This window comes from Marinomonas epiphytica (assembly GCF_054780655.1).
Window position 1 is genome coordinate 368111 of record NZ_BAAGVX010000038.1, and the last position, 22392, is coordinate 390502.

General features: G+C 44.5%; 25 protein-coding genes. 8 read left to right on the plus strand and 17 right to left on the minus strand.

Features of this window, described 5'->3' with window-relative positions; all coding sequences use genetic code 11:
- The first annotated feature begins 13 nt into the window (after window positions 1–13).
- From ACYVGZ_RS14190 to ACYVGZ_RS14210, 5 genes are all read left to right on the plus strand, one after another.
- Window positions 14–553, plus strand: coding sequence for a TRAP transporter small permease subunit (locus ACYVGZ_RS14190; RefSeq protein ID WP_460756928.1), 540 nt, complete (start codon window positions 14–16; stop codon window positions 551–553).
- Between the two features lie 33 nt (window positions 554–586).
- A complete protein-coding gene (locus ACYVGZ_RS14195) occupies window positions 587–1876 on the plus strand; it encodes a TRAP transporter large permease (protein ID WP_460756931.1) in 1290 nt (429 codons plus the stop codon).
- Between the two features lie 168 nt (window positions 1877–2044).
- Window positions 2045–3388 carry a cache domain-containing protein gene (locus ACYVGZ_RS14200; protein ID WP_460756934.1) on the plus strand — a complete coding sequence of 448 codons (1344 nt, stop codon included), beginning with the start codon at window positions 2045–2047 and terminating at the stop codon, window positions 3386–3388.
- A 39-nt stretch (window positions 3389–3427) separates the two neighbouring features.
- Window positions 3428–4072, plus strand: coding sequence for a response regulator (locus ACYVGZ_RS14205; RefSeq protein ID WP_460756936.1), 645 nt, complete (start codon window positions 3428–3430; stop codon window positions 4070–4072).
- A gap of 9 nt (window positions 4073–4081) precedes the next feature.
- Window positions 4082–4915, plus strand: a complete 834-nt coding sequence (locus tag ACYVGZ_RS14210; protein WP_460756939.1) for an AraC family transcriptional regulator — start codon at window positions 4082–4084, stop codon at window positions 4913–4915.
- Window positions 4916–4917: 2 nt separating this feature from the next.
- On the opposite strand, the gene ACYVGZ_RS14215 is transcribed toward ACYVGZ_RS14210, so the two are convergent.
- Complete coding sequence (locus ACYVGZ_RS14215) at window positions 4918–5508, minus strand: LysE family translocator (RefSeq protein WP_460756941.1); 591 nt, start codon at window positions 5506–5508, stop codon at window positions 4918–4920.
- 109 nt (window positions 5509–5617) lie between these two features.
- On the opposite strand from ACYVGZ_RS14215, the gene ACYVGZ_RS14220 reads away from it, so the two are divergent.
- The 3 genes from ACYVGZ_RS14220 to ACYVGZ_RS14230 are packed head-to-tail and all read left to right on the plus strand — an operon-like array spanning window position 5618 to window position 6863.
- Entirely contained in the window at window positions 5618–5914 is a 297-nt protein-coding gene (locus ACYVGZ_RS14220) for a Dabb family protein (protein WP_460756944.1), read from the plus strand.
- 41 nt (window positions 5915–5955) lie between these two features.
- Window positions 5956–6315 carry a hypothetical protein gene (locus tag ACYVGZ_RS14225; RefSeq protein ID WP_460756947.1) on the plus strand — a complete coding sequence of 120 codons (360 nt, stop codon included), beginning with the start codon at window positions 5956–5958 and terminating at the stop codon, window positions 6313–6315.
- Window positions 6312–6863 carry a cysteine hydrolase family protein gene (locus tag ACYVGZ_RS14230; protein WP_460756949.1) on the plus strand — a complete coding sequence of 184 codons (552 nt, stop codon included), beginning with the start codon at window positions 6312–6314 and terminating at the stop codon, window positions 6861–6863. The genes ACYVGZ_RS14225 and ACYVGZ_RS14230 overlap by 4 nt, the downstream gene beginning before the upstream one ends.
- Here the strand turns inward: ACYVGZ_RS14230 and fecE are convergent.
- From fecE to ACYVGZ_RS14310, 16 genes are all read right to left on the minus strand, one after another.
- The gene (gene fecE / locus ACYVGZ_RS14235; protein WP_460756952.1) at window positions 6860–7630 is read right to left on the minus strand and encodes a Fe(3+) dicitrate ABC transporter ATP-binding protein FecE; all 771 of its coding nucleotides are present in this window, start codon (window positions 7628–7630) and stop codon (window positions 6860–6862) included. The genes ACYVGZ_RS14230 and fecE overlap by 4 nt on opposite strands.
- A gap of 2 nt (window positions 7631–7632) precedes the next feature.
- The gene (fecD, locus tag ACYVGZ_RS14240; RefSeq protein ID WP_460756954.1) at window positions 7633–8589 is read right to left on the minus strand and encodes a Fe(3+) dicitrate ABC transporter permease subunit FecD; all 957 of its coding nucleotides are present in this window, start codon (window positions 8587–8589) and stop codon (window positions 7633–7635) included.
- Window positions 8589–9590, minus strand: coding sequence for a FecCD family ABC transporter permease (locus ACYVGZ_RS14245; RefSeq protein ID WP_460756956.1), 1002 nt, complete (start codon window positions 9588–9590; stop codon window positions 8589–8591). The genes fecD and ACYVGZ_RS14245 overlap by 1 nt, the downstream gene beginning before the upstream one ends.
- Complete coding sequence (locus ACYVGZ_RS14250) at window positions 9587–10477, minus strand: Fe(3+) dicitrate ABC transporter substrate-binding protein (protein WP_460756959.1); 891 nt, start codon at window positions 10475–10477, stop codon at window positions 9587–9589. The genes ACYVGZ_RS14245 and ACYVGZ_RS14250 overlap by 4 nt, the downstream gene beginning before the upstream one ends.
- A gap of 85 nt (window positions 10478–10562) precedes the next feature.
- Window positions 10563–11558: a gluconate operon transcriptional repressor GntR gene (gene gntR, locus ACYVGZ_RS14255; protein WP_460756962.1), complete on the minus strand. Its 996-nt coding sequence runs from the start codon at window positions 11556–11558 to the stop codon at window positions 10563–10565.
- A gap of 181 nt (window positions 11559–11739) precedes the next feature.
- Entirely contained in the window at window positions 11740–12228 is a 489-nt protein-coding gene (locus ACYVGZ_RS14260; protein ID WP_460756964.1) for a gluconokinase, read from the minus strand.
- Window positions 12229–12293: 65 nt separating this feature from the next.
- Window positions 12294–13610, minus strand: a complete 1317-nt coding sequence (locus ACYVGZ_RS14265) for a TRAP transporter large permease (RefSeq protein ID WP_460756966.1) — start codon at window positions 13608–13610, stop codon at window positions 12294–12296.
- On the minus strand, window positions 13603–14160 hold the full coding sequence (locus tag ACYVGZ_RS14270; protein WP_460756969.1) for a TRAP transporter small permease subunit: 558 nt from the start codon (window positions 14158–14160) through the stop codon (window positions 13603–13605). The genes ACYVGZ_RS14265 and ACYVGZ_RS14270 overlap by 8 nt, the downstream gene beginning before the upstream one ends.
- Before the next feature lie 76 nt (window positions 14161–14236).
- Complete coding sequence (locus ACYVGZ_RS14275; protein ID WP_460756972.1) at window positions 14237–15253, minus strand: TRAP transporter substrate-binding protein; 1017 nt, start codon at window positions 15251–15253, stop codon at window positions 14237–14239.
- Between the two features lie 422 nt (window positions 15254–15675).
- Entirely contained in the window at window positions 15676–16476 is an 801-nt protein-coding gene (locus ACYVGZ_RS14280) for a UDP-2,3-diacylglucosamine diphosphatase (RefSeq protein WP_460756975.1), read from the minus strand.
- Between the two features lie 102 nt (window positions 16477–16578).
- On the minus strand, window positions 16579–18318 hold the full coding sequence (locus tag ACYVGZ_RS14285; protein ID WP_460756977.1) for an EAL domain-containing protein: 1740 nt from the start codon (window positions 18316–18318) through the stop codon (window positions 16579–16581).
- A gap of 204 nt (window positions 18319–18522) precedes the next feature.
- On the minus strand, window positions 18523–18705 hold the full coding sequence (locus tag ACYVGZ_RS14290; protein WP_460756980.1) for an RSP_7527 family protein: 183 nt from the start codon (window positions 18703–18705) through the stop codon (window positions 18523–18525).
- Window positions 18706–18816: 111 nt separating this feature from the next.
- Window positions 18817–19854 carry an LPP20 family lipoprotein gene (locus ACYVGZ_RS14295; protein ID WP_460756982.1) on the minus strand — a complete coding sequence of 346 codons (1038 nt, stop codon included), beginning with the start codon at window positions 19852–19854 and terminating at the stop codon, window positions 18817–18819.
- Window positions 19854–20468 carry a penicillin-binding protein activator LpoB gene (locus tag ACYVGZ_RS14300; protein ID WP_460756985.1) on the minus strand — a complete coding sequence of 205 codons (615 nt, stop codon included), beginning with the start codon at window positions 20466–20468 and terminating at the stop codon, window positions 19854–19856. Before ACYVGZ_RS14300 ends, ACYVGZ_RS14295 begins: the two co-directional genes overlap by 1 nt.
- A gap of 46 nt (window positions 20469–20514) precedes the next feature.
- Complete coding sequence (locus ACYVGZ_RS14305) at window positions 20515–22191, minus strand: COG3014 family protein (RefSeq protein WP_460756987.1); 1677 nt, start codon at window positions 22189–22191, stop codon at window positions 20515–20517.
- Between the two features lie 15 nt (window positions 22192–22206).
- Window positions 22207–22377: a disulfide bond formation protein B gene (locus ACYVGZ_RS14310; protein ID WP_460757078.1), complete on the minus strand. Its 171-nt coding sequence runs from the start codon at window positions 22375–22377 to the stop codon at window positions 22207–22209.
- Between the last annotated feature and the right edge of the window lie 15 nt (window positions 22378–22392).

Consider the following 22392-nt stretch of genomic DNA (forward strand, 5'->3'; position numbering starts at 1 on the left):
CTAGGAGCTTATAATGGTGTTACAAAACCTAGAACGAGGTATTACTCGTTTCTCAAATCTACTAGGTACACTTTCTGCTTTACTCTTTATTGTCCTGCTTTTTAACGTTTTTTATGACGTTCTAATGCGATACGTATTTAATGACGTCTCTATTGCTATGCAGGAACTGGAGTGGCATTTGTATGCGGCTATCTTCTTACTCGGAATCCCATACGGGATCCAACATGGTGGCCATGTGCGAGTGGATTTGATCTACGAGAACTTATCGATTCGTAGTAAAGCATGGATTGATTTATTTGGTTGCGTTTTCTTTTTGTTGCCGTTTACCTTATTAGTTGGGTACTACGGGATTAGCTTTGCCCACGAGGCTTATAGCCTAGGTGAAACCAGTGGTGACCCAGGTGGATTACCTTATCGATGGATTATTAAAGCAGTTATTCCTTTTGCTTTCTTTTCTATGGCCGTCAGTGGTTTAGGAATGGTGATCCGCTCTATCAACGTCATTCGTGGTGTGAGCGAAGAAGGTTTCTCACATCCTCCTATCCAGCACTAACTGTAGCTTTTATTTTCAGCGAGTAGGTAGTTTATGATCGGCATTATTATGTTTTTTGTTGCCCTAGTATTATTACTATTGGGCTTTCCGGTTGCCTTTACTTTTGGCGGCGTGGCGTTAATCTTCGGTGTGTTTGCCGAAGGTTTTGATATGTTTGCTTTTATGCCTTTCCGCATACAAAGTTATATGGAAAATACCGTTATGATGGCGGTACCCCTATTTGTATTCATGGGGATAGTATTGCAGAAAACCCAACTGGCGGAGCAGTTGCTTGAAGCTATGGGAAAACTGTTTGGTGGTGTTCGTGGTGGTCTGGCTATTTCTACCATTTTAGTGGGAGCCTTGTTAGCCGCATCGACAGGTGTTGTAGGTGCGAGTGTGGTCGCGATGGGTCTTATTTCTTTGCCTGTCATGCTCAAGTATAAATACGATAAGTCCTTAGCCTGCGGAACAATTTGTGCGTCTGGCACATTAGGGCAAATCATTCCCCCTTCAATCATATTGATTATCTTAGGGGATGTACTTGGTATCCCTGTAGGCGACTTATTCCAAGCGGCGCTGATGCCTGGTTTAGTCTTAATTGGCTGCTACATTGTATATATCCTCATCCTTACTTATCTGAACCCAGAAATGGCGCCACCCATTCCTCATGAAGATGAGACAGAAACCAGAGCTGAACAGATTCGAGGAGCGCTTAAGGCAATTATCCCTCCTCTTGCATTAGTATTAATTGTACTGGGCTCGATCTTTACTGGTATTGCGACACCAACAGAGTCATCTGCACTAGGTGGCGTGGGCGCTATTATTTTAGCCTTAATATACGGCCAGTTTAGCTGGAAGATGATCTTCGACAGTAGTATTGAAACCGTTAAAGTGACAGCAATGGTGTTTGCTATCCTTATGGGGGCAACCGCTTTCTCAATGGCATTTAGTTACACAGGTGGTGACTATATCGTCGAAGAGGCTTTGCTTAGCTTACCAGGTGAGAAATGGGGCTTCATAATTTTAGCCATGGTTGCGATTTTGATTCTTGGTTTCTTTATCGACTTTGTAGAAATCGCCTTTATTATTGTTCCTATCTTGGCTCCGGTAGCAGAAGCGTTGGGTATTAACATGGTATGGTTCGCAATCCTGATTGCCATGAACCTACAAACATCCTTCTTAACACCGCCCTTTGGGTTCAGTTTATTCTACTTAAAAGGGGTCGCTCCGAAGTCGATCCGCACAACGGATATCTACAAGGGTGTAACGCCTTTCATCCTAATACAAATAGCGGTTTTAGCTAGCATCATGATCTTTCCTGCTTGGTATGGCATGGGCTAAACACAGGTTAATTGGAGTTAGACAAAAAGCGGATTGCCTAGGTAATTCGCTTTTTTGCCATTTAGGTGCCACTAAAAATAACTTGGACAGGCACAGTAAGTTAACTAGGACAGGCATAGAAAACTAGCTAGGACAGGCATGGTTGGTGAATAGACAAAGAGGTGTCAGATGAGATTAAAAAGTAAGGTGTTCTTGTTGGCATTGGTGCCATTAATTATGGCAACGTCGATTATTACTTACCTTAGTTTGCAGTCTGCGCGTGATCTTGCCGAAGAAGAGTTGTCTATTTATGAATTCAACCTTGTAAATGCGAAAAAGAAAGCGCTCATTAGTCATGTTGAGATTGCTATGTCTGCTATCCAGCCAGTACTGGATGACGATTCGCTTTCAGACGAGGAAGCTCAGAAGCTCGTTAAACAAATTCTTACTGGTCTACGTTATGGAGACGATGGGTATTTCTTTGCCTATAAAATGTCGGGAGTTAACCTTGTTCACCCAACGATCCCAGGCTTTGTGGGCCAAGACCTTTGGGACTTTCAAGATTCTAGTGGGAATCATTTAATCCAAGGCCTGATACGAACGGCTCAAGCTGGTGGCGGATATTATCGTTATATCTGGGAGAAACCGCCCTTAATGGAGCAAGAGGAAAAACTCGGTTATGTGATTTCAATAGATCGCTGGAATTGGATGATGGGTACGGGTCTGTATCTGGGGGATGTATACGAAGAGCTCAAAAAAACTCAACAAACAATGAACGATAATATCCAACGTAGTTTCATCAGTGTCTTGGTAGTTGTGGTGATTACCGTATTGCTCGTTATCTTATTAGGGCTTGCTATTAACTTGCATGAGCATAAACTGGCTGATACTCGCTTGAATGAAATGGCCCAACGTTTTATGAGGCTTCAAGTGAGTGAGCGCCGTGGCTTCTCTAGAGAACTACACGACGGAATTAATCAGCTCTTAGTGAGCTGTAAATTTCGAATTGAGCTAGCGGGCAATAAGCTTAGACGCGAAAATAGCGAGGAATTGGTTCAAGCAGAGCTAGTTAAAGCGAGTGACCTGATTAACCAAACCATCGGAGAGGTACGGCAAATTTCCCATAATCTACGCCCGACTATTTTGGATGATTTAGGGCTAGATGCGGCATTACGGTCTCTTATTGACCAGTTTACCGAGCGCACGACTATTCAGGTGGACTATCATTATCAGGTGGCCTTCGAGATGGCCGATGAAGTGGAAACAACAGTTTACCGACTAACGCAAGAAGCCCTTACAAACATTGAAAAACATGCCAAGGCTACACAAGTAATTCTTCGCTATATTCAATCAAATCAAGAGCTTGAGCTTACTTGTCACGACAACGGCATAGGCCTTGCTAACTCAGCAAACTCGTCCCCAGGGATAGGTTTTATCAATATGCGAGAAAGGCTTGAGCTGCTTGGCGGCGAGTTTAATGTGTCATCTACACAGGGAAAGGGCACAAGAATCTATGCAGCCTTTCCTATTTGATGGTAGGGTAAAGGGCAAATAAGAATGAGAGAAACCATTATGTCGAAGTTGCCCTCCCGATTAGGCGTTTTGCTAGTAGATGATCACACCTTGGTGCTCGATGGGCTACAGGCGCGTCTAGAGTTAGAAGAGAATATTGACATAGTCGGCACGGCTTCTAATGGTCAAGAAGCGCTAGACAAAGCAGCTCAACTTAAGCCAGATCTAGTGCTAATGGATGTTTCTATGCCAGTTTTAAATGGCCTTGAAGCAACTAAGCGATTTAAAGCAGAGCAGCCGTCCATCAAGATTCTCATGCTAAGTATGCATAATGACAAAGAATACATACTGTCTCTCATTCAGTCTGGTGCCAATGGTTATGTGCTAAAAGATGTCTCTTCTGAAGAGTTAGTACAAGCGATTAATACCGTGCATCAAGGCGGCACATATTTTAGCGCTGGCGCCTCGGCCTCTTTGTTTTCCCCTGAATCTAATAATTCTGCTCAGTGCGATGAACTAACCAAGCGTGAAACCGCGGTATTGAAAGAAATAGCATCAGGTCTGTTAAACAAAGAAATCGCCCAAGTATTAGATATTAGTGTTCGAACGGTTGAGACTCACCGACAAAACATCAAAAACAAGTTAGACATTCATACCTCTGCGGGCCTAGTCAAATACGCCATAGAGCATCAACTGATCGATTAGTGGGGGCGTATGAATAAGTCTGCCTTACCTCTTTTCTGGCGCCATCAAGATCTTCCATTTATTGAGTTAAGGAGGGTATTAGATGGGTCTAAAGTGAGCTATACACCTCATTCACATCAAGAGTGGTCAATCGGTGCCATTCTTGAGGGTAGGAGTGACTTCCTCTGTGAAGGCCGCCAGCATGATGTTGCGAAGGGCGACCTTGTCATCATGAACCCAACGGCCGTGCATGCCTGCAACCCTAAGCCTGATTCGAACTGGGCGTATTACATGATGCATGTAGACGTAAAATGGTTGGTTCGATTGCTTTACGACAAAGGCATTCTAGACCAAGAGCAATGGCAACCAACATGCGTAGATACCCTCAGTGACACAGGCTTTTATAATGACTTTGTTGATTTATGCGAACTTATCTTTAGGCTAGATGCATCGCTCGCGGATAAACAACAAGCCATTGAAGGGTGCTTACTCGCTTTATTCTCACACTTGCCGGGGTTGTCTGACCTGCACCTCAAGCAAGTGGAGCGCAATCGACTGTATGATGTTGCAGACTATTTAAATGACCATTGTTTAGACGACACACCCATTGAAAAGATCAGTGCGCATTTTGCGTACAATACAAGTTACTTAATACGTGCTTTTAAACGTCACTTTAATATGACGCCCCACGCATATCGATTAAACAGGCGAGTGCAGCTGGGGCAAGCCGCGATCAAGCAAGGGGAGCCGATTGTACAAATAGCTCAGTCACTAGGGTTTAGTGACCAGGCCCATTTTCAGCGTGTTTTTAAACAACGCGTTGCGGCAACACCAGGTCAATACAAAGAAACACAACGTAACTGAAATTACGCAATAATGAGCCCGCAACTGAACAAAAGCAGCACAGCAAGGCTACGGTTCATAAGTCGTATTTTGGCTGGGCTATTGAGGCGTTTACCGAGCATAACACCAGCCCATACCCAAACACTTAATGAAAGCCAGCAAATAGGCAAATATAAACTGGCAAAAACAACTATCTCGATCGGCTCGGCTTGGTTGGTATAAGCCGCGATACCTGAAACAGAAGCTAACCACGCCTTTGGGTTGAGCCATTGCATGATAACTCCTGTCATGAAGCTAGGGGCTTGCTGATGGTCCGTTAGAGTTAATTGCCCCTTGTCTTTTAATAGTTGAATGCTCAGCCAAAGTAAAAAGGCCGCCCCTGCCCACTTTAATGCCATGACCATCCAAGGGAACTGGTCGAGAACACGCCCAAGCCCAAAACCGATCAGTAAAAACAGCACAATAAAGCCAAAGCTCGAACCAGTAACAAAGCGTAGCCCAGTAGCCACACCATACCGAGCACTGCTACTGAGCGAAAGTAAGTTCACAGGGCCAGGGGAAATAGACGCCACTAATGAAAATAGCGCCATTGAAAGTAGCATTGAAAAAGTCATCGTTATCTCCTTGCATTTAAGTGTGAATAGTGTGGCAATACAAGAAACCGTTTTATTGAACAAAACTGACCATTAGACTGCTATCGACTGAGACTAAAAGGGAAACTCTATGATTCGCCATATTTTACTCATTGCATTTAAACGAGATGCGATACAAAGGGATATCGACCTGAGCCTTACGCTATTCGAGCAAATTCAGTCTCAGATCCCCGGCATAGTGTCCGTAGAATGGGGGGAGAATGACAGCCCAGAGTCCTTGAATAAAGGCTTTACTCATTGTGTGATCATGACCTTTAAAAATGATGAGGCGAGACAACGCTATCTGCCTCATACCGCTCACGAGGCCCTAAAAGAACACTTCGTTCCGCTACTACAAGACATTATAGTATTTGATTACACCCTATAAACGGCATGATGAAACCATTAAGACAGCAAGGAGGAAAGCCTATGTTAGTACGTCGCTATTTAGCGCTTTTATTGATTACTTTGTTTTCCGTGACAACTCTAGCTAACGACGCAAGTGCTAATCGATCTAATGAGACAGAGATAGAGAATACACTGGCAAGTACTGTGTTCGAGTTGGAGCGTAGTTTGGCTATTCTACAGCTCTCAAGTGTTCGCCAAAGTGATTATCAAGTCTTAGCTGAACAGGTGGCAGCAAATCATACATTACAAAGTAAAGTGGACTTTTTAATCGTGTTTTGTGCCTTACTCTTCTTGTCTTTAATATGGCTAATCGTAAGAGTTCATCAACAACACAAGCAGCTCCAAATTTTAGTCTCGAAAAGTCAGCAGGATAACCCATGAAGCCTCTATTAATGATCATCGACATGCAACAAGGGATGTCTTGGCCGCAAGCTGGGCAACGTAATAACCCCAACGCTGAATATGAGATACGCTCACTGCTTTCTCAATGGCGAGTTCATAAGGCGCCCGTCATACATATACGACATCATTCCCGAGACCCTGATTCATTGTTTTGGCCAGAGCAAGATGGCGCCTTGTTTCAAGCTGCTTTCGAACCAGAAGCGCATGAAAAACAGCTAACAAAATCGGTTCCAGATGCCTTCATTCATTCTGAACTTGAAAGCTGGCTGCACCAGCAGAAGATCACTGAGGTGGTTGTGGTGGGAGTGAGTACAAACAACTCAGTGGAAGCAACGGTAAGAAGCTCTGGTAACCTTGGATTTAATACCTATGTTGTTCATTCCGCCTGCTTCACGTTCGATAAGCAAGATTTCCATGGCCAGTTAAGAAGTGCAGCAGATGTACACGCCATGTCATTAGCAAACTTACACCAAGAGTATGCGCAAGTGATTGATTTAGATAAGGCGCTTAGCTTGTTAACAGACTAAGAATTGACAATACACATAGGTGTGTGTGCGATAGGGTCTTTATGAATGCTAACGGATACGCTAAACACATCCTTTAGCAATGTCTCTGTCAGTACGGTATCAGGTGCGCCTTGAGTGATCAGTTGTCCGTCTTTCATCACCATTAAATGATCGCAATAGCGTGCTGCTTGGTTGATATCGTGTAATACGGTAACAATGGTTTTACCTTGCTGATTTAGCCTTTTAAGCAATTGCATGAGCTCAACTTGATGATTTAGATCCATATAAGTGGTTGGTTCATCGAGTAATAGATAAGGAGTATTCTGGGCTAAAGTCATTGCTAACCAAACTCTTTGGCGTTGGCCGCCAGATAGTTCGCTAATGGCTTGCTCTGCAAGAGGTTCAATGCCCGTATCTTCCATGGCTTGTGAAACAAAACCTTGGTCTTCGGCGTTTAATTTACCCCAAAAACCGGTATAAGGGCTGCGTCCGTAGGCAACAATGTCCTTAACCAACACTCCTTCAGGGATAGGTTGAGTTTGGGGCAGTAAAGCCAGTTGTTTAGCCAGATCCCGTTGAGAAATGCTTGTTAAATCTTTGTCGTGCCAGCAAACCTTTCCTTGCCAAGGTGAGAGCGCTCTGGAAAATGCTTTTAACAAAGTAGATTTTCCACAACCATTCGGGCCGATAAGTGCGGTAATTTTACCCTCAGGAATGGCAAAACTGACATTTTTGACTATGGTTTTTTGGCGGTATCCTAAAGTAAGTTGGTGAGCGCTTAAAGCCATCGTTATCGCATCCGAAATAGTAACCAAAGAAAATAAGGAGCACCTAAAATAGCGGTCATTATGCCCGCAGAAAGCTCTATAGGTGGATCAATTGTTCTGGCCGCAAGGTCTGCGGCCAACAATAGGCAAGCGCCTACCAGCATTGCACAGGGTAATAAACGTTGGTGTCGCCCTCCAATCAAATGGCGGGTTAAATGAGGTGCTATTAAGCCTAAAAAGCCAATAGGGCCGCAAATGGCAACACTCGAGGCGGTAAGCCCTACGCTAATGCCTAGTGCAGCAAATTCAAGTCGTTTCACGTTTACCCCTAAGCTCAAAGCGCTTTCCTTGCCTAGCACGATTAAGTTAAGAGGTTTTGCTAACCATAGGCTAATAGGGACCAAAATAAGCCACGGCAGTAGCAGATTTAGCTGCTGCCAACCTCGTCCCCAAAGGCTACCAGTTAACCACAAAAGAGCATTATTGATTTCCAGGGGCTTCACTAGCATCAAGAAATCGATCGTGCTTGCATAAAGCGCCCCCAAAGCAACCCCTGTAATAGCAAGTTTAATGGCATTACTTTGTGTGCCACATAGACACCATAAGACCAAAGCAGCAGTAATGCCCCCTATGAGCGCCACATAAGGTAGCCAGCTTACATCCGAGTTTGGCAAAAATGTCATGTAAGCTACCGCTGCCAGCCCTGCCCCATGGTTAACGCCGAGCACATCAGGAGAGGCTAAAGGATTGCGTATTACCCCTTGAACTAAGCAGCCAGCAAGAGCCATCATGGCGCCAACGCACACCGCAATGAGTGTTCTCGGTAGGCGGTACTCATGTAAGGTGAAATAATGAGGATGTCCAGCCTGGAAACCAGCAAAGACTTCATTGAAAGGTATGTTTACGGCCCCGAACAATAAGCTGGCAAGGCAAAGAGATAAGGTGATTAAACACAGCCAAGAGATTGTTCTAATAGGCACTAGTATGCTCTCTTTTTAACTAAATAAATGAAAAAAGGAGCCCCTATTAGGGCAAGTATCGCGCCTGCAGGAGTTTCTAAAGGAAACTTGATGCCACGGCTGAGAGTGTCGGTAGTGATAACCAAAGTAGCGCCTAGTAGCATAGCAAGAGGCAGGAAAAAACGATGGTCTCGACCGGCAATTAAACGTGCGGCATGGGGAACAATGAGACCAACAAAACCAATACTGCCTGCAAGGCTAATAGAGCAGGAAACCAGTATCAAAACAACCAAGCTTGCGAGGAGTTTATAGCTTAATAAAGACACCCCTAGGCTTTGGGCCTGTTCGTCGCCAAGCTGTAAAAGGTTCAGAGTAGGAGTGAGCAGTTGACTGACTACTAATCCCGCTAACGCAAAGGGCCAGAAGCTGTTCCATGAGTCCCAGCTTACATTTGCAAAGCCGCCTGCAAGCCAAGCAAGTACAGCTGAGGCCTGATCTTCTTCCATGATAACCAACGCTTTGGTCAAAGCAGCACATAATGCTGAAATAGCCACGCCCGCTAAGACTAAGCGACCAATGTCGTTGCCTACTTTCCAAGCGCGGCCCAATAACATCACCAAACACCAGGTAATACCTCCGCCAAGCATAGCAGCAGTGGAAGTGCCAAGTATGCCAAACCAAGGAGCTATTGTAGAAACACAAGCCATGCCTAATGCTGCCCCTGCATTAATCCCCAACACACTGGGAGACGCAAGAGGGTTTTGTGTTAACCCTTGCATAATGACACCTGCTGCAGCTAAGCAGGCGCCCACCAATATGGCTGCTAAAGCTCTTGGTAGACGCACTTCAAAAATAATTTGTTGAGCAAGCTGTTGTTGGTCTCTATTAATAAGGGTTCGCCAAGCACTCTCTAGAGTGAGAGGAAAGCTTGACCAACTAGAAAGGTTTACCAGCAATAACGCGCCTAAAAGCGTTAATGTGCAGGTAAAGATTAAAGCGTATTGCGCACGAGTTAACATCATTTTTTAAGTAGAGCAACCAGTTCTTCAGCAATAATCTCAGCGGCTATAATGCCCCGACTACGAGACCAGGTGCCTGGGTTTTGAATGTGATAAACCTGCTTTTTTTTGACCGCTTGAAGCAACGTCCATAGTGGCGACTGTTGCCATTTCTGGGTAATGTCGTGGTCATAATAATGACCAATAATGAGGTGCTCTGGGTTGTTTGCAAAAAGTTGCTCGAGCCCAGTATGTACAGATCCTGATTCGTTTTTTAGTATTTCAGGTGTCCGCATTCCAAGCGCTTGAATGAGAGTGCCTACATAAGACTTACCTGGGTGAAGGGACAAATAATCGTCCAGAGCGATGCCAAATTGCACCTCAATATTGTCAGGAAGTTGTTGGGCGAATTTGCTCATAACACCTTGGTGTTGAGCTAGGCGAGCGGTCATTTCAGCTTCCTTATTGATAACCTTACCAATGACTTCAGCTGCTTCAAGGTGTCCAAGGTAGCTTTCCCTACGTGATCTTAGCATCAGGGTAGGGGCAATTTTTTGTAATTCAGGGTAGACGCCTTCATGGCGGTCAATATCGGCAATGATGAGATCTGGCTGCAAGGAAGAAATTACTTCTAAGCTGGGCTGCGAACGTGTACCTACGGAAGTCCAAGGCCCAATAATATCGCGAATTTTTGGTAGAATTCTCAGTTTGTCATTATCATCAGCTATACCAATGGGGTGGCTATCCACAATGGCTAGGGCATCCACAAAAGAATACTCTAATACCACAATGCGTTTTGGCACATAGTCTAAGGTAAAGGTGCCTTTAGCACCTTCGACCGTAGTTGCAAAAAGCCATGAGGGGAGTAAGAGAGTAAAGCATGCTAGCAGGCGAATAAAGCGGCACGTCATTGTAAACCTTAGTGTAATAAAATTTCGATAATGATAACACTTATCACTATCGTTATTCTATATTCACTATCATGTCAGCCTTATGCTAAATGCTTTCACCTTCTTCTATTTTAAAAGGTAGGTTAATGATCTTTTTCTCTACTTGGCCGCCTTTCAAGCGGTGAAGTAAGTGCTGGGCAGCAAGCTTGCCCATCTCTTCTCTTGGGGTGATTACGGTAGCGAGTAAGGGTGACATAACGCGGGCGATATCATGGCCATGAAACCCAGCAATGCCCATTTCACTTGGCACTTTTATTCCTGCTTTTTGGCAAGCATACAAGGCTCCAATAGCCAAATCGTCATTGGTGCAAAATATTCCATTGGTATCGGGTTGCTGCTCTAGAACCTGGTGCATGAATTTCTCTCCTAATGAGAAAGACGAAGCGCTATCAGTGGTTAAGCAAAGCGTTCTAAGGTCGTGATCTTGCATGGCGGCTTCGTATCCGCGAATACGAAACAGAGTTCGCTGGTCCATTCTGGCGGCAAAATACGCGATTCGATCATGCCCTTTATGAATCATTTTTTCCGTCATGGCATAAGCGGCAGCTTGGTTGTCTATGCCAATTGCTTGCTCAATAGGAGGGGAAACCGAGTCCATAATTTCAATGACTGGAATGCCAGCCACTTTCAGCATTTTTCGAACTCTATCAGTATGGTAGCTTTCTGAAATAATTAAGCCATCAACATTGTAAGACAACAAGGTGGCAATGCGTGCTTCTTCTGCTTCTTTACTGTATCCGTAATGGGCTAACATAGTTTGGTATCCCGCTGGCTCTAATGTGCTCTCAATACCGCGAATGACCTCAGAAAAAACCTGGTTAGTAAGAGAGGGTAATAGTACTCCTATAGCGTGGCTTTTCGACTTAGAAAGAATATCGGGAGCGCGATTAGGAATGTAGCCAAGTTCGTCGAGTGCATCAGCAATGCTCTTTTGCAAATGAGCAGAAACTTGTTCTGGGTTGCGTAAGAAGCGACTTACAGTCATTTTGGTCACGCCAACAAGGTCTGCAACATCTTGTAAAGTAGGGCGTTTCTTTTTCATAAAGCGTTTTCGTGTCCTATTTTGTTACCTGTAACATTAGCATGACCAGCGAGGATAAAGAAGCCACCAACGGGTTTGTTGACGTTTCTAATGGGTGTGTTTCGGTGGGTTTTAGTAAGGAAGGTAACTGGGCAAGTGGCTCTGCTCTAATAACGAAACAGAGCACACTGCCCAAGAAAAATTAGCGAGGGATTCTTGTTAAAGCGTCCTGAACGACATTATCAACTTCTTGCGCGATATCGACCACAATAGCTTCATCTTCACTAGGCTCTATTAAAGTGGCAAATTGGCTTTCTAACATCTCACGGCCATTAAAATAATGACTGTTACGTTGTTGGTGACGTTGCCAAATGGTCTCAAAACTGCCTTTCAAATACACCATGGTTAAATCATCCACACCTTCACGAAGAGCTGAGCGATACTCTGGTTTTAAACCAGAGCAAGCAAGGACAGCGTTATCTTTTTCTTTGAGCAAGTGATTAAGAGTGATGAGCCAGCCTTGGCGATCGTCATCGTTTAGTGGTGTGCCACTACTCATTTTGTCTATATTCGCTTGGCTATGAAAGTCGTCGCCATCGTAAAAATCTAAGTTAAGCGCATCTGCAATGCGCTGACCGATCGATGACTTTCCTGAACCAGATACCCCTAGTACAACAATTTTTTTTGTCATAGTTACTTATTCCTTACGGCCTCACCAAGGTGAGGCAACGTTTGTTTGATTACTGCGGGCCGAAACTATTTCCACCAAAGGGCCAATTCAGGGAAGAAGATTACTAGAGCTAAAACAATGATTTGCAAGCCGATAAAGGGCAGTAAAGAGCTGAAAATTTCTCCTAGGCTGATATCTTTTGGGGCAACAGATTTCAAATAGAATGCAGCAGGACCGAACGGCGGCGACAAGAAAGAAACTTGCATGTTTAAACAGAACACGACACCAAACCAAATTGGGTCAAGGCCTAATCCAGTGATAATGGGTACAAAAATAGGCATAGTTAGAAGGGCGACCCCCACCCAGTCTAGGAACATGCCAAGTACCAGAAGGATTAACATCATGATGAGGATGGTGCCCATTACGCTACCACCACTTAGAGATAAAATCAGCTCTTCAACAAAGTCGATACCACCCATTAGGTTGTAAACACCTACTAAAGCAGTTGCGCCAATACCAATCCAAATGATCATGCCGCAGGTGTTCATGGTTGCTTTAGCACTGTCTTTTAACATGCTCCAGTTCAACTCACCGCGAATGGCTGCGCTGATAACAATACCTACCACGCCAAGCGCTGAGGCTTCTGTTACCGATGCGACACCACCGTAAATACTACCGAGTACCATGATGACGGTTAATAATGGGAAAAATAGGGCTTTAAAATAATTAATGTCTTTATCTGCTGCGAGCTCTTCTTCAGTTGGCAGTGGTGCATATTCTGGATGTAAGCGACATAGAATCAATACATAGGCCATGTAGGCGAGAGCTAGAATTAAAGCAGGCAAGAAAGCGGCTTTAAATAAATCTCCAATAGAGACACTGGCAGTGAGTCCATAAATAATTAGGACAATACTAGGAGGTAACATGGTGCCAAGTGCACCACCTGCACATGTTGTACCTATGGCGAGCTTGCGGTTATAGCCAAGACGTAACATCTGGGGCAATGCCAAAATACCCAGCAGTACGGTTTCACCCCCGATCACACCCGACATCGAAGCCAAAATTACTGCGACCAACAAGGTTTGAACCGCAACACCGCCTCGCAGGCGACGGCCAAATACCTTCATTGCATCAAATAGGTCCCGAGCAATGCCAGAGCGGTCTAACAAGGCGGCCATGAGAACAAACATGGGGACAGCGAGGAAGACATAACCACCAACAAAACTATAGAGTCGGCTGGTAATTAAAGGCAGTGCTCCGACGCCAAACCAACCAATAGCAAATACCAAGGCGACTAACGCGGTAACGAAAGCCAGTTGCATACCGGTCAACAAGAGTAAAATCATTGAGACCAGCATTAATAGGCTGCCGTAGCCAATGCCTAATGCAGATAAATCAAACATCTTTGTTTTTCCTCAGGCCATTAATTTCTTGGATCAGGTGCAAACAAAATTGAATGAACATGATGCACAGTGTTAATAAAATGATGCCTTTTACCAAGGCCGGAAAAGCTGGATTCCAAGCAGAACCTGAGGTTTCTAAGCGCAGCTCTCCAAAGGGGGAAATCCAGGCGTCATACGCCATTTGATAAGCCGCCCAACTAAGCAATGATGTGAATACTAACCCCATAATATGGTGAAAAATATTCAGTAAACGGCGAACCTTGTCTGACACCGAGTCGTAAATAAGCACAACGCGCACGTGTTTGTTTATTGCTAAGGCGTAGCTACCACCAAAAACAAACAAGCAAGCGCCAATAAAAGAAGCAGACTCATGCACCCAAGTGGTTGGGGAGTCAAACACATAGCGCATTACAACCTCATAAAATGAGATAGCAACAGTGACAAGGAAGAGTACGCTAAGGGCGTTACCCGTTTTATAAATGAGCCGATCAAGAAAGTTATTAGTTTGCTCTTCTTGCTCGGTTTCATGGTGAGGAGTAGGTTCTTTCATAGTAAGAGTCCAATAGAAAGTAGGCGCTAATAGCGCCTACTTTGTTGGCTTGAAAAGATCGCTTTAAACGAGAGGCTTATAGCAATCCATTGGTTTCAAGGTAAGTCGTAATAGAGTCATACACTTTCTGTGCATTAGGAGAGCTTTTCGCGAATTCTTCCCACTGTGTACGAGCAATAGCACGGAACTTTTTACGCTCTTCAGCAGACCAATCATGAATCGTGATGTTTGGGTCTTCTTGAGCGGCTTTAACGGCCAATTGATCAGCAATACGTAGTTGAGTAGTCATGTCTTGAGCAAAGTCACGAACAGACACAATTAAGATTTGCTGTAAATCAGCGGGTAGAGAGTCCCACTTTTTCTGGTTCATTGAAATATCGATCAATGGCAAAGAGTGGAAACCAGGCTGTACTGGGTGAGTCGCAATATCATTCATCCCAGCTTTTTGGTTTGTAGAGAAAACCGTATAGTCAGCTGCGTCGATTACACCCTTACTAAGACCAGTGAATACTTCAGAGCCAGGAAGGTTAACAGGTGCTGCACCTGCGGCTGCGAAAACACGTTGTACAAGGCCTTCTGGAGCACGTAGTTTCAAGCCTTTTAAGTCGTCTACACCATTAAGAGGGACACGAGACACAAAAGATTCTACGCCAGTGGTTGAGCCGCCAATGAACTTCACACCGTATGGTGCGTAAAGCTCAGTCATTAATTCATAGCCGCCACCGTAGTTAACGTATTGAAGTAGTTGTTGAGTGCTAGACCAAGCGCCAACTGTGTTACCAATTAAGCCGAATGCAGGATCCTTACCAGAGAAAAACTCAGTTGCTGTGATATGTCCGTCTAGAATACCAAGCTTCATGCCATCCAAAGTTTCAGTATGTTTAAACACACTGCCGACAGGCAAAAGATTGATCTCTACACGGCCGCCAGTCATGGCTTGAACACGATCTGCCCACTCTTGCTGAACTTGAAAGTTTTTATCGCCTGCTGGGTCAGAAGACTGAAATTTAAATTTGTAATCTGCAGCGAAGGCAGAAGTCGAAAGAGCGCCTGCAAGGGCTGTGGTTAGGAGTGCTGTACCAAGTTTTTTCATGTTGGGCTTCCTGATGCTTATTTTTTTTAGTAATAATAGAGTGATGTTACCGGTAACTCAGGAAGGAATGTTACCGGTAACTTTTTGTTTGAGTCAAGCCTTTCTACTATTTAAAATGGTCTTAAATTCTAGTTTATTGATCTATAAGCATTTATCAGAGCGCAGGTGGAGTGGGGTAGATAGGATCGGCCGCGTTTGCGTTTCAATGAGTTTTTTAGATGGCTGAGCTGCAGTAGAAATGCTGACGCAGACAATGAACCTTTGTTCTGCTCTTCTACAATAAAGAAAGCGAATTATGTGCAATGATGTACTCGGATATTAAAGCCATGACTCATTGGTGACAGCCGAGCTACTAGTTAGCAAGCAGACTACAAGCTAATGAATCTAGTGCGCCAAGGTGGAGGGCGCACTAAAATTCGAGCTTAATTTTGTACAGGCTGCGGCTCGTACGCCCATTCTGGTGTTGGCTCTGTGGCGAGAAGGCGTGGTTTTTCAGACCAGTGAATCAGGCTAAGCTCCCCGCTCTTTGACTCGGTCAGAGCGGTGCAATGTTCTACCCAATCGCCATCATTGCAGTACAGCACGCTGTCTTTTATTCTGAATGAGGCGAAATGAATATGGCCGCAAATATAGCCATCAACCTGTTGGTTTTTTGCAGATTTGAGCGCTGCCGTCTCGAAGCGTTCAATAAACTCTTTGGCTTTGGCAACATGTTTTTTTACATAGCCTGCTAACGACCAATAAGGCAAACCAAGTAATCGGCGAACGCCATTAATCCATTGGTTTAATGACAGCATAAGGCCATGGGCTTTGTCGCCAATGGCTAACATTAAAGGACTGATCTTTACCATTTGATCAAACTCGTCACCATGACTAACATGAAAAGTTCGGCCATTGGCAGTCTGATGGCGTGCGTTCAAGCGAATATCAATGCCAGATAGGGTCTGGCCTACAAACTTACGGAAAAAAGCATCATGGTTACCAGGTATATACACAACCTTGGTACCCGATCTTGCCATAGATAAAACTTGCTCGATCACCTTATGATGTGTGTCTATAAAGTGTGCTTTATGACGCATTTCCTGTAGGTCTATAATGTCACCAACAAGATACAATGATTCAGTCTCAATGCTTTGCAAAAAGTTGAGTAAGTGTTCTGCTTGGCAGGCTTTGGTGCCAAGGTGAACATCTGAAATAAAGACTGATCTAAAGGATGTTTGCATAATCGTCTCCTATCACTTTATGAATAGGCTAAGGCAGTAATATGACAATCCAATGTGCGCTTTATGACATTTATATAACAATACCCCTTAACTCAAGGGGCTTTAAGTCTCTAACAGGTAAAGGTGGTTGCCGCCTTGTTGTTTGGCTAATTTTTTCGCCTGTGCTGCCATTTCGGCCACCTCATGGTGGCTTTTGCAATAAGTAGGATCTGGGTTAACAACGCCAATTGCTAAGCTCAGAATAGCGTGAAAAGCCAGTTCACCAGAGCGGTTCTTGCTCCATACTCCACCTTGCTCTAGGTCCTTTTGAGGGTAGAATTGTTGCACCTCATTGGCAAAGTCGGTCAGAACCGATTCACATTGTTGGCGCCAGTCAGTGCTACCAAAAATCACCACAAAATCGTCTCCACCAATATGGCCAATAAAGTTATTTTCTAAGTCAACGAGGCGTTTAATGAGATTGCCGAGCAGCTGAATAACCTGGTCCCCTTTGCTGTAACCAAAGTAGTCGTTAAAAGGCTTAAAGTCGTTTAGGTCAAAGTACGCCACATGAAAAGACTCTTGAGCCTCAAGGCGGTGAGTAACATTACGATGAATAGGCACATTACCCGGCAATAGAGTGAGTGGGTTGGAATAAGTGGCATTCTGAATTTTTAGCTCAGTAATGCGTTTAAGTAAGTCGCGTAAATGCCCGGTTCCCATGTATTGTCCTTGGCTGACAACAATGATTTCATGGTTCAGGGAGTCCGCGGCCTGATTAGTTACAAGAGTCGAAACACTAGATAAACTGGCTGAAGCTTCCACTACTAGAATATCTTCACTCAGTAGATTCGTTACAGGTTTGTGCTCGTATAAAGAGCGCCCGTAAGGCGTAGAAAAAAGCTCATGAAGCTGGTGTCTTCGAATTACACCTAGAGGCTTGCCATTTTTTAATACAGGAATAGCAAATAATTCAGGGCTCTTTTTAAAGAGCTTCGCAGCATCAATTAACTCACTAGTTAACTCTAAGTGAGGGGTGCTACGACATAACGACTGTACAGATTCAGCGCTGTCGGATTGCATATAGCTACGTCGTTGTGACTGCTTCGCTAAGTAGCTGTTCGTATTGAAATTTGGTGTGGCTGTCGGTTTGCCTAGGAAATACCCCTGTCCGTATGTCACACCAATCTCAATCAGTTGATCGAGCTCTTGCTGGGTTTCTATACCTTCTGCTATGACCATGCATTTGAGTTTTTGAGAAATGGTTAAAATGGAACGCACAAACTCTCTTTTGATGTCGTCCTTGTCGATGCCTTTGACAAAATGCATATCAATTTTCACTATATCTGGCTGTAGCATCGACCAACGTTGTAACCCCGAGTAGCCCGCACCTAGGTCGTCTATGGCCACCTGAAACCCCATGTTTCGATAGTGCTCGACACTATTGTTTGGTAAGCCATGGTCTTCGTAAGGGTGCTGCTCTGACAACTCAATTACTATGTCGTTTTGGCTGAGTCCTAGTTCTTGTAGGAGCGACAGAGTCATGCCTTTTTGATGATCCGGAGAGCACAATAAAGAAGCGCTGACATTCAAGTAGAGCTTACCTTTAAGCTGTAACTCAGAAAACCGAGAGAGTGCTTGCTCGCGACAGAGTATTTCTAAAGGGTGCAGCTTGCCTTCCTTTAAGGCCAATGAGAACAGGGTATCGGGAGTAAATAATGAAGTATCATGTGGACCTCGTGTTAAGGCTTCATGTCCGTGTAATTGGCCGTTAGATAAATCATATATAGGCTGAAAATAAGGAGTGACCCACTTTTTTTCGAGTATCTCGGCTAATAGCTTGGCATCTTGGTAGGCAGACATCTTACTTCATCTTGAGTTAAGGTGGATTAGATGATGAACAGTTTATGTCTTATTTATGACGGTTTGATGTCGGTAAGGTGGGGAGTAGGGTAAGTTGTTGCTTTGTGTGTCATGGCGTTGCCGGATCGGTATTGTTATTTTAACGCTCGATCACAGGTAACGTGCCAATAACTCAATAATCACGAAGGTGATTGAGTGATGTGCTTATTTTGAGGTTGCAGGGCGTTGAGTCGCTGAAAAGCTTAAGCTTGCAAAAAAGTTTTTAACACGGCTTTTAGCAGTTTTGACGGCTTGTGCATAGTATTCACGACGCATTTCGTATGCTTGTTCAACATAAAAATCTGTGTCTAGGTTACCAAAGTCATCGTATTTGAATTCGTCTTTCATTGTGTATCTCCTGATATAAAGTTTGTTTACATGGTCAATAATAAGGATGAAAGAGCAGGTAAACAAACGATCAATTTTCAGTCGAAAGGTGAAAAAAATTCAACAATAAAATTAGTTTAACCGAGTGAGCCAATTGAACATGGCCTCAACGGCTTGCACTGACCAAGCTTGATTCGCTTGGTGGGTAGCACGTATTTGGTCTGTACCAATCCCCCGGGCGCTGACCGTCCAAGCCGCTAACTTTTCCCCCTCGGGGCCTGTAAGGCTTAAGCTTCCTTCTTCAAACACATAGTAGCGACCACTTTGAATTTGATGGTTAAGGTTCGTGTTTGTGGTGAGTGTAAAAAGAGAGTTTTCTTTAGGGCTTAGACCAAACTTGGCCAGGGCTGAGGCAAGTGTGTCTGAATTCTTGTTATCGCCGACGGCAAAACCAATAGACTGCAAAGCCTCATTGACTCGTGTTTCCACGGCTTTCACTTCGCTTGAGGGAACCCCCTGTAACGAGCGACTAGTACTAAAGAGGTTGAGTTCTTGTTGATAAGACGATCGTTGCGCAAAGAGCGGAATGAGCCCCATGTAGGTAGGCCAATCATCATGATAAGCGGCTGCATCGGAAGTGCTTGCGAGTTGAGAGGCTAGGTTCAGGATTTGAATGTCTTGCTCGGCCAGCTTGCTTTGTAAACGAGCGGCCACACGACTTCGATCCAAGGATTGCAAAGCATATACATAGTGCTCACCAGTAAAGCGCTGCTCATTCTTCGTTTGTTCTAAATCAATCGGCGCGGTTCTGACATGAGTATAGGCCGTTTGCACCTTGTTAACCTGCTCATCTTGACCTGCTTGACTAGAAACTTGCACATCTTGAGTGCTTACTTGGCTCACTTGCGTTTGCAGTTGTTGAGCAATTTGGCCATTGCCATTTTGCTCAGCTTGGGCAAATGCAAGGGCAATGTTTTCAATACGCTCGGCGCTGCCTACACCATATAACAGACTGCTACTTTTAGGAGGATTAAATACCCAATCTGGTAACTCAGTCGCTTTGTTTGCCGTATCGCTTGACGTGCCTAAACCGACACAGCCGCTTAAGCCAAGGGCTAGGAGTCCTAACAATAAGCACTGTTTAATCTGCATCGATTTAAGCTGTGTCATTAGAAGAAGCCCTTGTCAGCCAGTTTCTTGATTTTCTTCTGACCATTCCACACTTCTCGGTTAGTTGTCATATCAATCAGTTTCAAATCTACCTGATAAAAGCTGACTCGCTGCTTACCATTTGAGTCAACGATAGAATTAATTGAGCCAGACAAAGCGAAGCCAGCGCCTTGCTCTAAACCGAATTGAGCAACCGTATCGGGCGCTGCGTTTAGCGCTTGGTCCTCACGTTCGCTACGAATGTCATTGCGTTCTTCTCCAGAAACGACAAAGTCTACTTTACCGGCCCTCAGTAAGCTGCGTTTAATATCATTCACAAAGGTGTCGACAGGAATGTGTTCAGAACTCTTGTTGCGAATGGTCTGAATAATCACAGTAGGATTGCCTTTTTGAGAGAAGTTGAAGTCACGAAACCAAGGAAAGCTCAACATATCCGCCATCATTTCTTCTGATACTAAGCGAGAGTCTGTATCGTTCCAGCGATCTGAGAGAGCCACTTCCTCGGTTGTATCCAAGCGTTTTACGCCACCACTGGAACAGGCAGTTAGTGCCACTGCAATGAACACAGTGAACAGGCTTTTCCATTTCTGTAGAGCAAATTGAGCGAGAGTCATAATTATTTCCTTATCCTAAGTATCAGTTGGCCTAAGGCCTAGTATTCTAGTTCGGGTTACGTAAATTCCAAAGTTCGGTTTGATTTTCAGACAATGAGATGGTGCCCATTTTAAACACTTTATTGTTCACTTGGTAAGTCGGTTGATATTCGCCTGGGGGCAAAGGCGTTCGTGTTAAGCGAATTTGCGCTGGTAAGGTTAACCAGTTTCTAGTGTCTGCTGCTGAAGAAGCAAACACCGCCACTTGGCCGACAAGATTCAGGATCAGGCTGGTGGCTTGGTCTTCGACCTGGCTGGCGGCTTGATAGGCTAACCAGCTACGTACCAACTCCCTTAATAAGCTCTCGTAAATGTCCCTCTGTGCCACTGCGAGCTGTTGCTGGAAGGCAATGTCTGATAACGAGGTCATGGTGATGGATTGTTGGGTCTGTGTGGTGGTCTCACTGGCTAGATTGAGAATTTTAAGCTGAACTTGCTGTTTGTCTAGGGTAAAACGACGGTAATAAGGCACGGTTAAACGTATTGGTTGCTGTGCGAGTAGGTTGTCCGCCTTGGCCTGTTCGAGTTGTCGCCAGATTCCCCGGCCTAAAATCACGCGTTTGGTGAATAAACCTGTGTAGGATCCCCAAAAGCCACCTGCTTTGTAGTTAGCGATTAAGTTTAGAGGGTTTATATCGGCATAGACCATGGTGAACCATCGAAAGGCATCATTTTCCTCTATGTTGCCACCGCCATGTAAAGGTTGTAAAACAAGTGAATAGCTATAAGGCTCAGCTTGGAGTATCAGTGTCATTTCGTCTCTGTGCTGAATAAACCCTTGGTGCTCAAGCACCACCAATTCAGCCGAGTTGTCTTGATAAGCGTCAAGTTGCTGTAGGCTTTCTTCTGATAATTTTTCATCGCGCAAGCGATTAATGTCATCAGAGCTCCAGCCTGTTTTTTGCATCATGCGAATCGTGTCGAGCCAGGCTCTTTGGCTCGTCACATCGGACAGGCTGTATTGCTTTGCGTAGCCGTCTTCATAGAGTTTGGCAGCAGCCTGATAGCTGATGCGGGCATCGTCTAGCTCACCTTGAATCTCGTATTGAACACCCTCTAAGTAACGTCCCCAAGCATCATCTCTGTATAGGTATTGGTCCCAATCTCGGCCTCCAGTATAAAAACCAGCAAGCCAGTTTAGAGCTTTTAGGTAAAAAGCTTGGTTTTGCTTGGCTTCTAGGTCGGCATAACTGGGTGTTTGGGCGCCTATTTCATTGAGCTTTATCTCAATGCGTCGCACTTCAACAAGTGCAGCGTCTTGTAGGCGAATAGCTTCTTGGCGAGTTTGCGCCTGTTTGGCTAGGGCTAAGTAGTTGAGGGATTTTAAATAGCTGATATAGACCCTTTCAATGCCGTTTCCTTGATAATTCGCTTGCCTTGGGTTGCTTAACAATGCCCAGGCACGATTTTCAAAACTGCGGCGGAAAAAGGTATCACTGAGTTTGTCGGCTTGTTCTAAAAGCTGATTACTACGCTCGTAGTCGCCTTGATTCTGTGCCAAGGTGCCGACCTCTAAATAGTATAACAGCTGGTCATGTGGGTTATCCAAAGCGTCGGAAAACTTTGCTTCCGCTTCTTGCCATTGGCCTTCTTTGGCAAGTTCGAGGCCTGCTTGTACATCTTGTTGGTAGGTACTGCATCCACTGAGTACGATAAAACAAAGCCAGAGCAAAGCGTGTTTCACAGGAGGGGTCCTTCCTTAAGAGACAAATCGATCAAAAACCAATAACGCAATCAATGCGATACAAGCAATATAGAGTACGAACCATCGGATCTTAAGGCAATAGGGGCAAGGTTTTTTCTTCATTGTCGGGCTTGCTCTATAAAGGGGAATGACAACAAAAAAGGAGGCTGTCGCCTCCTTAATGATTCATGCTCAAACGTC

Bases quoted from the DNA above. Each gene is read 5' to 3' on its own strand.
- ACYVGZ_RS14210 (WP_460756939.1), top strand. From the start codon at position 4,082: ATGAATAAGTCTGCCTTACCTCTTTTCTGGCGCCATCAAGATCTTCCA.
- ACYVGZ_RS14190 (WP_460756928.1), top strand. From the start codon at position 14: ATGGTGTTACAAAACCTAGAACGAGGTATTACTCGTTTCTCAAATCTA.
- ACYVGZ_RS14215 (WP_460756941.1), bottom strand. From the start codon at position 5,508: ATGACTTTTTCAATGCTACTTTCAATGGCGCTATTTTCATTAGTGGCG.
- ACYVGZ_RS14285 (WP_460756977.1), bottom strand. From the start codon at position 18,318: ATGTCTGCCTACCAAGATGCCAAGCTATTAGCCGAGATACTCGAAAAA.
- fecE (WP_460756952.1), bottom strand. From the start codon at position 7,630: ATGGCTTTAAGCGCTCACCAACTTACTTTAGGATACCGCCAAAAAACC.
- ACYVGZ_RS14280 (WP_460756975.1), bottom strand. From the start codon at position 16,476: ATGCAAACATCCTTTAGATCAGTCTTTATTTCAGATGTTCACCTTGGC.
- ACYVGZ_RS14290 (WP_460756980.1), bottom strand. From the start codon at position 18,705: ATGAAAGACGAATTCAAATACGATGACTTTGGTAACCTAGACACAGAT.
- ACYVGZ_RS14200 (WP_460756934.1), top strand. From the start codon at position 2,045: ATGAGATTAAAAAGTAAGGTGTTCTTGTTGGCATTGGTGCCATTAATT.
- ACYVGZ_RS14295 (WP_460756982.1), bottom strand. From the start codon at position 19,854: ATGACACAGCTTAAATCGATGCAGATTAAACAGTGCTTATTGTTAGGA.
- ACYVGZ_RS14270 (WP_460756969.1), bottom strand. From the start codon at position 14,160: ATGAAAGAACCTACTCCTCACCATGAAACCGAGCAAGAAGAGCAAACT.
- ACYVGZ_RS14250 (WP_460756959.1), bottom strand. From the start codon at position 10,477: ATGACGTGCCGCTTTATTCGCCTGCTAGCATGCTTTACTCTCTTACTC.
- ACYVGZ_RS14300 (WP_460756985.1), bottom strand. From the start codon at position 20,468: ATGACTCTCGCTCAATTTGCTCTACAGAAATGGAAAAGCCTGTTCACT.
- ACYVGZ_RS14205 (WP_460756936.1), top strand. From the start codon at position 3,428: ATGTCGAAGTTGCCCTCCCGATTAGGCGTTTTGCTAGTAGATGATCAC.
- ACYVGZ_RS14195 (WP_460756931.1), top strand. From the start codon at position 587: ATGATCGGCATTATTATGTTTTTTGTTGCCCTAGTATTATTACTATTG.
- ACYVGZ_RS14225 (WP_460756947.1), top strand. From the start codon at position 5,956: ATGTTAGTACGTCGCTATTTAGCGCTTTTATTGATTACTTTGTTTTCC.
- ACYVGZ_RS14220 (WP_460756944.1), top strand. From the start codon at position 5,618: ATGATTCGCCATATTTTACTCATTGCATTTAAACGAGATGCGATACAA.
- ACYVGZ_RS14260 (WP_460756964.1), bottom strand. From the start codon at position 12,228: ATGACAAAAAAAATTGTTGTACTAGGGGTATCTGGTTCAGGAAAGTCA.
- ACYVGZ_RS14265 (WP_460756966.1), bottom strand. From the start codon at position 13,610: ATGTTTGATTTATCTGCATTAGGCATTGGCTACGGCAGCCTATTAATG.
- ACYVGZ_RS14230 (WP_460756949.1), top strand. From the start codon at position 6,312: ATGAAGCCTCTATTAATGATCATCGACATGCAACAAGGGATGTCTTGG.
- gntR (WP_460756962.1), bottom strand. From the start codon at position 11,558: ATGAAAAAGAAACGCCCTACTTTACAAGATGTTGCAGACCTTGTTGGC.
- ACYVGZ_RS14245 (WP_460756956.1), bottom strand. From the start codon at position 9,590: ATGATGTTAACTCGTGCGCAATACGCTTTAATCTTTACCTGCACATTA.
- ACYVGZ_RS14275 (WP_460756972.1), bottom strand. From the start codon at position 15,253: ATGAAAAAACTTGGTACAGCACTCCTAACCACAGCCCTTGCAGGCGCT.